The sequence below is a fragment of the Bacillus sp. FSL W8-0645 genome (genome assembly GCF_038007905.1).
GTDB classification, from domain to species: Bacteria; Bacillota; Bacilli; order Bacillales; family Bacillaceae; genus Bacillus; species Bacillus pumilus.
Genome location: NZ_JBBOYC010000001.1, coordinates 1,841,112 through 1,853,448 on the forward strand (window position 1 = coordinate 1,841,112; position 12,337 = coordinate 1,853,448).

At 39.3% G+C, this 12,337-nt stretch carries 13 protein-coding genes and 1 pseudogene; 4 read left to right on the top strand and 10 right to left on the bottom strand.

Features of this window, described 5'->3' with window-relative positions:
• The first annotated feature begins 1 nt into the window (after position 1).
• Complete coding sequence (parC, locus tag NST39_RS09265) at positions 2 to 2,440, top strand: DNA topoisomerase IV subunit A (RefSeq protein ID WP_341028045.1); 2,439 nt, start codon at positions 2 to 4, stop codon at positions 2,438 to 2,440.
• Between the two features lie 53 nt (positions 2,441 to 2,493).
• On the opposite strand, the gene NST39_RS09270 is transcribed toward parC, so the two are convergent.
• The 3 genes from NST39_RS09270 to NST39_RS09280 all read right to left on the bottom strand — a co-directional run bounded on the left by NST39_RS09270 (position 2,494) and on the right by NST39_RS09280 (position 4,365).
• On the bottom strand, positions 2,494 to 2,619 hold the full coding sequence (locus NST39_RS09270) for a hypothetical protein (RefSeq protein WP_003210976.1): 126 nt from the start codon (positions 2,617 to 2,619) through the stop codon (positions 2,494 to 2,496).
• 43 nt (positions 2,620 to 2,662) lie between these two features.
• On the bottom strand, positions 2,663 to 2,998 hold the full coding sequence (locus tag NST39_RS09275) for a hypothetical protein (RefSeq protein WP_003210975.1): 336 nt from the start codon (positions 2,996 to 2,998) through the stop codon (positions 2,663 to 2,665).
• 194 nt (positions 2,999 to 3,192) lie between these two features.
• On the bottom strand, positions 3,193 to 4,365 hold the full coding sequence (locus NST39_RS09280) for an MFS transporter (RefSeq protein WP_341028048.1): 1,173 nt from the start codon (positions 4,363 to 4,365) through the stop codon (positions 3,193 to 3,195).
• Between the two features lie 176 nt (positions 4,366 to 4,541).
• Here NST39_RS09280 and NST39_RS09285 point away from each other — a divergent pair, with 176 nt between their 5' ends.
• Both NST39_RS09285 and NST39_RS09290 read left to right on the top strand, forming a co-directional pair.
• The gene (locus NST39_RS09285) at positions 4,542 to 5,621 is read left to right on the top strand and encodes an isocitrate/isopropylmalate dehydrogenase family protein (RefSeq protein WP_268508446.1); all 1,080 of its coding nucleotides are present in this window, start codon (positions 4,542 to 4,544) and stop codon (positions 5,619 to 5,621) included.
• A 22-nt stretch (positions 5,622 to 5,643) separates the two neighbouring features.
• Positions 5,644 to 5,781: a hypothetical protein gene (locus tag NST39_RS09290; RefSeq protein WP_331205557.1), complete on the top strand. Its 138-nt coding sequence runs from the start codon at positions 5,644 to 5,646 to the stop codon at positions 5,779 to 5,781.
• Positions 5,782 to 6,223: 442 nt separating this feature from the next.
• On the opposite strand, the gene NST39_RS09295 is transcribed toward NST39_RS09290, so the two are convergent.
• The 5 genes from NST39_RS09295 to NST39_RS09315 all read right to left on the bottom strand — a co-directional run bounded on the left by NST39_RS09295 (position 6,224) and on the right by NST39_RS09315 (position 10,490).
• Complete coding sequence (locus NST39_RS09295; RefSeq protein ID WP_341028051.1) at positions 6,224 to 7,327, bottom strand: threonine synthase; 1,104 nt, start codon at positions 7,325 to 7,327, stop codon at positions 6,224 to 6,226.
• Between the two features lie 71 nt (positions 7,328 to 7,398).
• Positions 7,399 to 7,773: a RidA family protein gene (locus NST39_RS09300; protein WP_217012479.1), complete on the bottom strand. Its 375-nt coding sequence runs from the start codon at positions 7,771 to 7,773 to the stop codon at positions 7,399 to 7,401.
• Positions 7,774 to 7,784: 11 nt separating this feature from the next.
• Positions 7,785 to 8,435, bottom strand: coding sequence for a helix-turn-helix transcriptional regulator (locus NST39_RS09305; protein WP_341028054.1), 651 nt, complete (start codon positions 8,433 to 8,435; stop codon positions 7,785 to 7,787).
• Positions 8,436 to 8,597: 162 nt separating this feature from the next.
• Entirely contained in the window at positions 8,598 to 9,278 is a 681-nt protein-coding gene (locus tag NST39_RS09310; protein WP_341028056.1) for a TetR/AcrR family transcriptional regulator, read from the bottom strand.
• A gap of 42 nt (positions 9,279 to 9,320) precedes the next feature.
• Positions 9,321 to 10,490, bottom strand: coding sequence for an FAD-dependent oxidoreductase (locus tag NST39_RS09315; protein WP_341028057.1), 1,170 nt, complete (start codon positions 10,488 to 10,490; stop codon positions 9,321 to 9,323).
• Between the two features lie 219 nt (positions 10,491 to 10,709).
• Between NST39_RS09315 and NST39_RS09320 the strand changes: the two genes are divergently transcribed.
• Positions 10,710 to 10,898, top strand: a complete 189-nt coding sequence (locus tag NST39_RS09320) for a hypothetical protein (protein WP_339207239.1) — start codon at positions 10,710 to 10,712, stop codon at positions 10,896 to 10,898.
• A 245-nt stretch (positions 10,899 to 11,143) separates the two neighbouring features.
• On the opposite strand, the pseudogene NST39_RS09325 reads toward NST39_RS09320, so the two are convergent.
• Both NST39_RS09325 and NST39_RS09330 read right to left on the bottom strand, forming a co-directional pair.
• Positions 11,144 to 11,284, bottom strand: a pseudogene (locus tag NST39_RS09325) (choline esterase); the annotation flags it as partial.
• Positions 11,285 to 11,393: 109 nt separating this feature from the next.
• Positions 11,394 to 12,320 (bottom strand): alpha/beta hydrolase, encoded by a 927-nt coding sequence (locus NST39_RS09330; RefSeq protein ID WP_341028059.1) that lies wholly within the window; start codon positions 12,318 to 12,320, stop codon positions 11,394 to 11,396.
• Between the last annotated feature and the right edge of the window lie 17 nt (positions 12,321 to 12,337).

The window sequence follows — 12,337 nt, forward strand, 5'->3', positions numbered from 1 at the left end:
CATGGCACAACAAGAACGATTTCATGATTTACCATTAGAAGAAGTAATCGGAGACCGGTTTGGTCGCTATAGTAAATATATTATCCAAGATCGTGCGCTTCCAGATGCGCGAGATGGACTAAAGCCTGTACAACGAAGAATTTTATATGCGATGTACGCAGAAGGAAACACGCAAGATAAAAACTTCCGTAAAGCCGCGAAAACAGTCGGTAACGTGATTGGTAACTATCATCCGCACGGTGACTCATCTGTTTATGAAGCGATGGTGAGAATGAGTCAGGATTGGAAAGTACGGAATGTGCTCATTGAGATGCATGGAAATAACGGGAGTATCGATGGTGATCCGCCTGCTGCCATGCGTTATACGGAAGCAAGGCTTTCTGCGATTGCTTCAGAGCTATTAAAGGACTTAGACAAGGAAACGGTCGAGTTGGTCGCAAACTTTGATGATACAAGTAAGGAGCCCGTTGTTTTACCAGCGATGTTTCCAAACCTTCTCGTGAATGGATCAACAGGGATTTCCGCTGGTTATGCCACTGATATCCCGCCGCATCATCTAGGAGAAGTGATTGATGGTGTCATTAAACGAATCGAACAACCGGATTGTACGGTTGAGGATTTAATGACGGTCATCAAAGGTCCAGATTTCCCAACAGGCGGTATCATTCAAGGGGTAGACGGCATTAAGAAGGCTTATGAAACAGGCAAAGGAAAGATCATGATTCGCGGAAAAGCGGAGATTGAAACCATCCGCGGCGGGCGCCAGCAAATTGTGATCACAGAGATTCCTTATGAAGTGAATAAAGCCAACCTTGTCAAAAAGATGGACGAGTTCCGAATTGAAAGAAAAGTGGAAGGAATTTCAGAGGTTCGAGACGAGACTGACCGGACTGGGCTTCGAATCGTAGTAGAGCTGAAAAAAGAAGCAGATGCAAATGGTGTTTTGAATTTCTTATATAAAAACTCAGATCTGCAAATCCCGTATAACTTTAATATGGTGGCGATACATAATCGTAGACCAACCTTAATGACGCTGACAACTATACTTGATGCATATATTGCCCATCAAAAAGAAGTGGTGACGAATCGCTCAGCATATGAGCTTCGAAAAGCGAAGGAACGCCACCATATTGTAGACGGATTAATTAAGGCGCTATCCATCTTAGATGAAGTCATTGCCACAATCCGCTCTTCTAATGATAAGAGAGATGCGAAAAATAACTTGATGGATAAATATGACTTTACAGAAGCACAATCAGAAGCGATTGTTTCCCTCCAGTTATATCGTTTAACGAATACGGATATTACGCAATTAAGAGACGAAGCAAGTGAGCTTGATGTGCGTATAGCAGAACTTGAAGACATTTTAGGTAACGAGAAAAAGCTGCTAAAGGTCATAACAAACAGCTTGAAAAAGCTCAAAAAGACATATGCTGATGAGAGACGATCTGTCATTGAGGAAAAAATCGAAGAAATTAAGATTAACCTTGAAGTGATGATCGCCTCAGAGGATGTTTACGTCACGGTGACGAAGGATGGGTACATCAAACGGACAAGCCAGCGCTCCTATGCTGCTTCTAACGGTAAGGACTTTGGCATGAAGGATACAGACCGCCTGATTCATCAGTTTGAAATGAACACAACAGATGTCCTTCTATTGTTTACGAATAAAGGGAGCTACATTTATTGTCCTGTGCATCAACTGCCAGACATACGCTGGAAAGACATGGGGCAGCATATCACGAATATCATTTCAATTGATCGTGATGAATCGATCCAAAAAGCCATTCCAATTAAAGAATTTGATGAAACGTCGTATCTTCTGTTCTTTACAAAAGGAGGAATGGTGAAGAAAACAGAGCTTCTGCAATATAAAGCGCAGCGCTATTCGAAACCGCTTGTCGCCTTGAACCTAAAAGGGAACGATGAACTCGTGGATGTCCATGTGACATCAGGACAGCAAGAATTGTTTATTGCGACGAAAAATGGTTATGGATTGTGGTTTGATGAAGAAGAAGTAAGTGTTGTTGGTCCGAGAGCGGCTGGTGTCAAAGGCATCAACTTGAAGGATGGGGACGAAGTAGTCTCTGGCCAGATCATTGATCCGAAAAACAATGTCCTCGTGCTGACAACGCAAAGAGGGGCTGTGAAGCGAATGAACCTCTCTGAATTTGATAAAACATCTAGAGCCAAACGCGGAGTTCTGATGTTAAGAGAATTAAAGAAAAACCCGCACCGTATTGTGGCTGTCATTGCTGCATCACTGCACGATACACTTGAAATGGATACGGATAAGGGTTCAACGATTCCGCTTGATATCTCTACTTTAAGGGCGAATGACCGCTATAGCAATGGATCATTTATTGTAGATGAGGAAGAGCAGGGAGAAGTAACGCATGTCCTTGTCACACCTCAACCTGCACCAGATGACAATAAATAAGCAAACGAAAACCCCCTGCGATAAACAGGGGGTTTCTTTTATATACGGGTCATTTAGCTCTCGTGGCTGCCAAACATGTTTGTAATGGCGTGCACTACTTCAATTCCTTGGTAGACGAAAAGAGAAAGTGAAGTGACAGAGAATAGACCTAGAATGAATACTCTTAAGAAAAATAACATCGTGTAAAACCTCCCAATTTTTGTTTTGATTTAGATGGTTGGGTTAAACACGAGATAGTCGGAAATAAGAAGATTGATAGAACACTGCAAGTAAATGCTTCTTTTTCCGGTCATATTGATCAGTATGAGTGATGCGTGCAAATCCAGCTGTCATACTGCCAATCATCAGCAGTACTGTAAATGCGGCAAATACTGCGCTCACATGTTTTTGTTTCTTTTCATCGCCCATGGTCTGAGCGATTTTCATCTCATGTGATTCTTGATCGGCAACCACCTTTGCATGATGGTATACCTGAACGGAATGAGGCATTGAGAACAAATGAAAACTTGCGAGTGCTATGAATAAGACAGCTAATTTTAGCAGCATATTTTTTTTCATTTATCTCACCCCTTCCTGTTTATTTTCATGATCTTACCACGTTTTCTGTTATTTGAAAAGTCTTATTTTTTTACTTTCCCTCTTTAAAAAAGCGATAAACATCAGGACATCTATAGGACTGTTTCACTTCATGAAAGGTTTCAATTTTATTTTTTAATTTAAAAAAAGTGCCATGATCGAGGATCAGACACTTTTTAGTGAGAATGTAATGAATGTGGTTTTGCTACAGCTTTTGTAAAGATTCCCGCTATACATATAGCGAATAGAACAAATATAAAGGCATGAAGCAGTCCCACTTCATTGGCGAGCAGTCCTAAAATAGGAGGACCAGAAAGAGAGGCTGTGTAACCAGATAAGGTCACAATGCTGACGCGTTTGACGGCGTAGCGGCTATCATCACCAGCTGCCGAAATGGTTAGCGGAAAGCCTAAAGAAGCGCCAAGTCCCCATAAAAAGATGGATATCATACACACTACGAGTGAAATCTTTAAAATGACTAACAAGAGTCCGGCAGCTGCTGAAAAAATAGCGACTCTTAGCAATAACACCCTGCCAAATCGATCAATTAAACGCCCGCTGATCAGTCGTCCACTAATCATCCCGCACAAAAATAAAGCATAGATGACGGTACTCATGGAATGTGAAACCTGGTACCCATCTACCATCGCAAGGGGAATCCAATCATTTGCAGAGCCTTCTACAAATGCAAGACATAAGGCGATCATCGCAAGAGATATCGTCCGTTTGTTCAGCCATGCCGAATGAGAACCATCAGTTGTATCTGTTTGCTTCTCAAGCTGATCCTTTCCTGTCCCGTGCGGAATAAACCGTGTACAAATCAAAATGCTGAGAAAGAAAAGAATGGCAATGATCAGAAGGTGAATCAACACAGATACCCCTAGATGGATAAAGAGAATGCCAGCACCTGCACCGATTAACGTGCCAATGCTGAAGGAAGCGTGCAAAATAGGCAGGATGGTTTTCCTGATGCTGTACTCAATTTCTGTCCCTTCTAAGTTCATGGCCACATTGCACATGCCTGAGCCCGCTCCAAAAAGAAAAAGACCGGCTGTGACAACAAGGGTAGAAGAGAGCGTTGAACCAATAGCGAGAGTCGTGAATCCAGTGAACATCAAAAAAGCGCTGATCACAATGGCCACTCGTCCGCCTTTTTTTCGAACGAATATATTGGAAAGGACAAGTCCAACAATAGAACCAACAGATAAGCCAAGTAAAATAAGTCCCATTGTCCCTGTATTCGCTTGTAATAAATCTCTAACTTCTGGTGTCCGTGAAAACCATGTAGAGATGGAAATACCAGACATCGTGAAAATGATGATGATTGCTTTATACCATTTTAATTCCATCTAATCCCTCACATTTAATGATATATATTACAGAACAAATCTACTCGATTATAAATGAGACTTCCTGATTCGTAAATAACATGAGAAAAGGTCATGCTGAAATTTTAGTAACAAGAAATGGCGCCTTCACAATTCTTCTAGTGAGAAGTAAAATAAAGACAAAGGAGGCGGATTTTATGCAGTCATATCGAATCGGTGTATTGAAAGGTGATGGAATTGGACCAGAAATTGTACAAGCAAGTATGTGCATCTTAGAGGCAGCGCTGTCACAGTTTCATGAGTCATTTGTGGAATTTGTAGAATGTCCAATCGGTTTTGAAGCCATCCATTCTCTTCACCAAGATCCTGTGCCGACATCTACTAAAGACGAATTGAAAAAATGCCATGGATGGATTTTAGGGCCTCATGATTCTGCTTCATACCCAGACATATTTAAAGAGAGGAGAAATCCAAGCGGAGAGCTCCGTCATACGTTTGATCTATTTGCGAACATTCGTCCATCTCAATCGTTACCAGGGGTACAAAGCCTTGTACGAGACGTCGATCTCGTTATTTTTCGAGAAAATACAGAAGGCTTCTATCCAGATCGGAACATGTATCATGGGGTAGGAGAGTGGATGATTACACCAGATGTCGCTATATCTACAGGTGTATTTACAAAAAAAGCGATAACACGTATTGCTCATGCAGCCTTTCAAAGTGCGATGAAGCGCAGGCAAAAGGTTACTATTGTTCATAAGGCAAATGTTATCAAATTAGGGTCTGGCTTGTTTTTGCGAACATGCCAAGAGGTAGCAAAAGCGTATCCGCAAGTGGCGGTAGAGGATGTACATATCGATGCAATGGCGGCTCACTTAGTGAGGCGTGCAAGTGATTTTGATGTCATTGTGACAGAGAATATGTTTGGTGATATTTTATCTGATCTAACAGGTGAGCTAGTCGGAAGTTTAGGAATAGCGCCTTCATTAAATTGTAACGAAGACCAAGCCATGGCACAGGCGGCACATGGATCAGCACCGGATATCGCTGGGCAGAATATCGCCAACCCAATTGGCATGATTCTTTCTACAGTGATGCTTTGTGACTGGTTACATGCGAAATATCATGATGAAAGGTTAAAAAAGACGGCAGCTCTTATCGAACGTACACTTCATGAGATCATGAAAATGAACATTAAAACGAAAGATTTAGGAGGAAACGAGACGACGACCCAATTCACAGAGGCATTCCTTCAAACCATGAATCTATATAAATAGAAGGGAGGGTCAACAAGAAAAGATGATCCACGGAGAATCTTTTCTATCTAATGATCAAACGCTGATGACAGATCGGAAAAAAGCGAGACAATTGACAGCAAACAGGTCATCCACAAAAAAGACAATCCATTTTAAAGGAATTGTTGGGCGCTTGCAGTGACAATGTAGTTTTTGAAGGTAGGTTGCAATGTGATGATGAATACAATATCGAGGTCGATGAGCATTTTTTCGCGAATTTTGATATTTGGCAAACGAAAACTCATAAAGCATTTACATGAATCAAAATCTGAAGATTAAATGTTGGATTTTGATTTTTTCTTTTTTGTCTCAATAAGATAAGTATACTTAGTGTTGAGACACCGAAAATTCATTCATGTTTTAACTTCCTAGAATATATATTATGTAAACTAATAAAAAGAAATGAATAAATATCAAAAACCTCTACTACCTCTTCAATAAATCAAATCGGTCATAAAGGTTTTTGAATCAAAGTGCATTTAATGAGCTGTCATCGGATCAGTTGACGTAACCTAACAGCAACGGTCTTACAAACATCTGGCATTAAGTAACTATCAGAATCCGAAAGATCCAGCAATGGAGGGTTATTTTGATTTAATCCCTGCACCACAAAGAGGTATGACAATGGTTTCTTCTGGTTTCTTTTGATATTTCATGTAGCCAGCTAAATTGACTGCAGATGTCATTTCGACATAAAATCCTTTCTCACTTAGTTTAGAACGTGCATTCAGAATTTCATCTTCTTCAATATCAATAAACGTACCATTAGTATCTAGTACAGCTTCTAAAATTTGTTTGGAGCGTGCTGGAGCAGCAATGGCGATCCCTTCTGCTAAGGTCCCTTTATTCGTCACAGGTGATGCTGATTTCTCTTCATTTTGATAAGCTTTCACAAGGGGTGCACAGTTTTTCGCTTGTATGGCAACGATTTTCGGTATGTTATGAATGAGACCATTTTCAAATAACTCTTTAAAGCCATAATATGCACCTAGGAGGAGAGTACCGTTTCCAACCGGAATGATTAAAGCATCAGGTGCTCCTTTTAGTTGCTCATAGATTTCATAGGCGTATGTTTTTGTTCCTTCAAAAAAATAAGGGTTATAAACATGACTTGCATAAAAAACGCTTTCATTGTCTACTGCCTTTTGTGCCGCAGCTGCAATGTCCTCTCGCGTCCCGTGAATTTCTTTAATCGTTGCTCCATGTGCTTTTATTTGAGCGACCTTTTTAGGTGAAGTGTCATCGCTTAGATAGATGTCACAGGCAATCTCGCAACGTGCTGCATAAGCTGCAATCGCTGTTCCTGCATTTCCACTACTATCAGCAATCACTTTTGATACCCCGAGTTCCTTAGCCTTTGTCATTAGAACTGCGGCTCCTCGGTCTTTAAAGGATAATGTTGGCATCATATAATCAACTTTTACATAAGTGTTAGGCTCATTAGGATCTAGAACGATTAAAGGGGATTGACCCTCCCCCATTGTGACAGTTTCCCAAGTCTTAGAAGCTTTTGAAAATGGCATGGTTTCAACATAACGCCATAATGAATTTGGATAGTGATCCCAAGCTGCGACGTCTATTTTCGGGGTATCTTTCACTAGATTTAATACTCCACCACAATCACATTTCCATAGAGTTGGTGTCATCTCATATTTTTTCCCGCAATGGTTACAAATCAATTGATTCATCAATCATCAACCCCTTCAATATTTTTTTATACGAAATATAATTTTTTATATAGAGTAGGCAAAAAAAGATCTTAAATATATGCAATGGCATCCATTTCAATTTTGAAACCAAAATGTAATTCATTCGTTGGTACAATAGTACGTGCTGGTTTATGTTCACCGAAAAATTCAGTATAAACAGCATCGACTTTGTCCCATAAATGAATATCCGAAATGTATAATGTCATGCGCAAAATCTTTTCTTTTTTACTTCCAGCAGCCTCTACAATCATCTCTACATTCTTAAGCGCTTGTAATGTCTCTTCTTCAATGGGGCCGAACTCTTTTTCTCTCGTTTCGGGGTTGATGGCAAATTGTCCTGAAACATAGACCGTGTTTTGATGAATGGTTGCGAATGCATAGTGTCCGTTTGATTTTAGATTTCCTACCTCGAGTATGCTTTCCATTTTGACACTCCTTATCTCGATTTATTTTTGATTTCATCCAAATAGCTATAGACGGTTACTTTGGAAATGCCTAACATAGATGCGACCTTCTCAACAGATCCTTTCATTAAAAAAATGCCCTTTTCATCCATGAATTTAATTAGTTCAATTTTTTCATGACGTTTCATGACTGGATGAACACTGTTTTGAATGATCTGTTGAATCAATTGATCTACTATTTCTTCCACATTTTCAAGATCATCATTTGATGTTGTTTCTTTCTCTTGAGATTCCACTTGTGTAGAAAGAAAAGTATCCATAAAATGTTGCATTTGATTTAGGGCTTCAACATCAAAATTGATACAGAAAGCACCGATCACTTTTTGTTTTGAATCACGTATTAATGAAGTCGAAGAACGAATCGTACGCATATCTTCTGTTACAAATGTATAACCAGCCAGATAATCTTCTTTAAAATCTTCTGATTGTAATACAGTCTTTACTAGATGATCAAATGATTGACCGATTTCTCTTCCTGTCACATGGTTATTTACTGTAAACATGACAGATGCTTGAGGGTTCGTTAAATCATGAATCACAACTTCACAATTTGGTCCAAACATTTTTGCAGTAGATTTTGCTAAAGGAATATAACTCTCTAATAACTTTTTAATATGTTCCATGCCTAAGCACCTCATTTTTTTATTCCACTAGATTATATAATTTTTTATATATAAATACAATATATAGATTTATTTATATATCATGATGCTCAAAAGATCATAAATGTGAAAATCACCATATAAAAAAAGCAGCCATTGACTGCTTTTTGCTTGTGCTCCTTTCTAATTGATTTCTTTCTGGATTCCATACAAAATGACGTCAATTCCCCATCGGAACCGTTCCATTGATACGGGATCACCTGAAAACATTTCTTCTTTTACACTATGAATGAAAGGAAAACGCGTTTTGTCTGCATTATGAAATGTTTTTTTTGTGTCTGAAATCTGCGAAGAGTCATGTTTCTTCCAAGAGACCTTTTCGTAAGCTACCGAAGATACGTATAACAGTAATAGGTCTACTCCCCATGCAGCGGATGTATATTTGATCCCGCCTTCATGCAATGCAGCGAGAATATGTTCGGTCAACTGAAGAAAGTTCGTTCCTTGTGGAATAGTGGAAAGAGAAATTTCAGCGAGACCAGGTTTTTCGAATAGCAGTAGGAAATAAGTCTGCAATATGTCAAATAACTGTTCTTTCCATGTGCTATCTTCTGAATCTGGATAAACCATTTGGCCGAGACCATAATCCAATACGTAAGCACTGAGTTCTTGAAAATTGTTCACGTAGACATACAAGGATGCAGGTCCCGTATCCAATGCTTTAGCCACCTTACGCATACTCATGCCCTCTATTCCTTGCTCCTTAAGAAGCTCATAGGCCGTTTTCACAATGAGCTCACGGCTTAAGGGCTCTTTAGCCGGACGAGACCGGCGACTTATAATACGACGATTTGAATTGTTCATACTCTCTTTATAACATGTCAAAGTAAAATAGTAAATTGAGCATCAATCACCGTTTTCTTGAAAAGAATTCATCATATCTGCAAGCTTGACCGCAGCGTCTTTTGAAAAACACAGTTTTAAACTATTCTCCGAATCATGAGCCTTTTCCGATGAATATTCGTACATCATGTCTTCGTATTCCTCAATAGCCTTTTCAATAGCATGAGGATGTCGGACAATAGCAAGTGCAAGCTCCATTGCATCAAACATCGCCATGTTTACACCCTCGCCTGCGAATGGTGACATGACATGAGCTGCATCACCGATAAGCGTTACTCCTTTATGACGATTCCATTTAAAACCGATAGGAAGCGTATAAATCCGTCTTGGGATGATGGCATCTTCTGCATAACGAATATAATTTTTCAGCTGATCATCCCAATCACTAAATAACTCTAATAATTGTTCTTTTGCTTCTTTCGCTTGGTGAAACGGTATACCACAAGTCTCGATCCAGTTGCGGTCTACCATAAGGCTTGCATACACTTTGATTCGTCCATCTCCGTTTAATTGACCAATCAGTCCTTTATGGTCTGCTAAAGCAAACATCTTACCACGTTTATTAAATTCAGCTAAATCAGGGTGGTCCCCCTCTACGCTTAGGACATTCAATTCCAGCATCGTGAGCCCAGAGTATTCAATCTCAATATCTGTTAACAGAGGACGAACACGAGAAAAAGCACCATCAGCCCCAATCAAAAGGTCAACTGTCTCGACAACCCCGTTTTCAAAATGAAGCTCCGTCATGCCGCTTTCTAATGAAACGCATCTTTCTAGTTTATAACCATATTTGATGTTTGCAGCATCAATTTCATCTAACAGCAGTTCGCACAACACACCACGATCAATTTCTGGACGAGTGCCTTTTTGATCTGATTCCGTTTCTTCATCTAAATAAATTCTTCCTGATTTATCAAGTAATCGGAAATCTTCTCCTTCATAACGGGCATTCCTTTGAAATTTCTCATAAACTCCTGCTTCTTTTAATGCTTTTTGGCCTGTTTCTTCATGAATATCCAGTGAACCCCCTCTTTCAAGACTCTTGTCATACATCTCCCGTTCATAGATGGTTGTTTGTATACCATAATTTTGCAGAATTAAGGCGAGTGTTAACCCCCCAGGTCCCCCTCCAATAATAGCGATTTGCTTTTGGTCCTTAGATAATGCCGTCATCGTATGCATCTCCTCTTCCTTTATGGAAATCGTTTAAAACTACCTCTCATTTATATTATAACGAACATTGTTCGTAAAGAACAGCGTTCGTTTAAAATCGTTTGTTTCATGATTGTGTTTTAATGAAAAGAAACCAATCGCCTGCTATCATATGTTACACTCCATCTAGGAATGTTAAAGGTTTCCATTGTTCTAACTCTAAGTGTAAGAGGTGTTTCTATGAATAAATTATTGGCAATGTTGATATTAGGATTGGGCTTTAGTGGTGCCGCTCTCATTCTTTCTGTCCCTTTGTTATTCAAATCCAAACTAGAACAATCTGGGCTGATGTTTGCTGCTGTATCAGCAGGCGCTTTCGCAGTTTTTGCTATCTCATGCCTAGTTCTTCGAAAACGATTCAATCGCTAAAAAACCTAAACACAATCCACCATTAGAACAATGGAGATTTGTTTAGGTTATTGTGACTCACCTTAATATGAACTTAAAGAATGTGGTATAAGCTGACTCATATCACAAAAGGTCCATTAAAAAACATAAAGATTAACACACGAAAAAAGAGTGGTTGTTGGCTGCTCTTTTTGCTTATGAATTAAATAAGATATTCAACTTTAAACTGACTCTTTAAAAGGCTGCTATCAGCAGCTTCCCCTATCTCACTTGTTGCTGGTTTTCTTGATTAAGTCTACACCTTCATATGACAGGCTTTCTACACGTACAGCCTTTTGCAGGATGTAATGATCAAAAAAGGTCTTCGTATAGTCTGTCACAAGATTTCGCATCTCTAATGCATCTCTTGTTCATAAATTGGAATTTAAGGAAGTTTAATCTTTCATGATTTGATATTGTGATTGTATTTAAAAAGACTGCTTACTTGTAGCAGTCTTTTTGGTGTGAACTGAATCCCTAACGATTGATCACCTGAATGATTTTCTCCTGAGCATCTTGTGCCTCAGGGATTGGCATGACAACAAACACATGCAGCATTTCAGGATAAACAAAGGTTTTGATGTCCATTCCTTGTTCTGTTAGTTTTTCATCGAGCTTTATGGCATCTGGATATAACATATCATGTGTTCCAATGAAATGAGTAATCTTCGCAAGTCCTTTAAAGTCACCGTAAATGGGACTGATCAATGGGTCAGTTACATGTTGATCAGCTGTCCAAATCTTTGCAATGACTTCCATTCCTTCATGACCTAGAATCGGGTCCTTTTTTGCATATTCAAACATGAGAGGATTGCTTAAGCTCATGTCAACACATGCAGATAATAAAATAATATCCTTCGGCTGCGGCAGATCCTCCTTCTTTAAAAGGTGCGCCAGACCAAGAGAGATATTTCCGCCAGCTGAATCTCCCATGATCGTCAATTGATTGGCACTTCCGGCAGTTTTCAGAAGGTCTTTATATAGGTTAAGAATTTTCGGATACGTATCCTGGTAGCTATAATGAGGCACTTTTGGGTAAATAGGAGCGACCACTTTCGCATCAAGTGATTGCGCCATTTCATCCATGAACCACCAATGGACATTCAAAGGCTGATTTGTCCATGCGCCACCATGTAGATAGAGAATGACTTTTTGGTTTTGTGATGCTTGTTCATTCAATGTGAAAACTTGCATGCCTTCGAATGTCTGCTCTTGTACCTCACTCATTAACTTCACATCATTCCCAATGGCATAAGGCTGCGTATTTTCCATTCCTTTTTGCTTAAGAAATTTTTTTGTTTGTTCGATACTAGAAAAACTCTCTTTATTACTTTGCGAAGCGAATAATGTTTCAAATTGAATACTTTCTTCAGAACGTTCACCATGATACATTTCTACACTCATTTTTTTCTCTCCTTTCA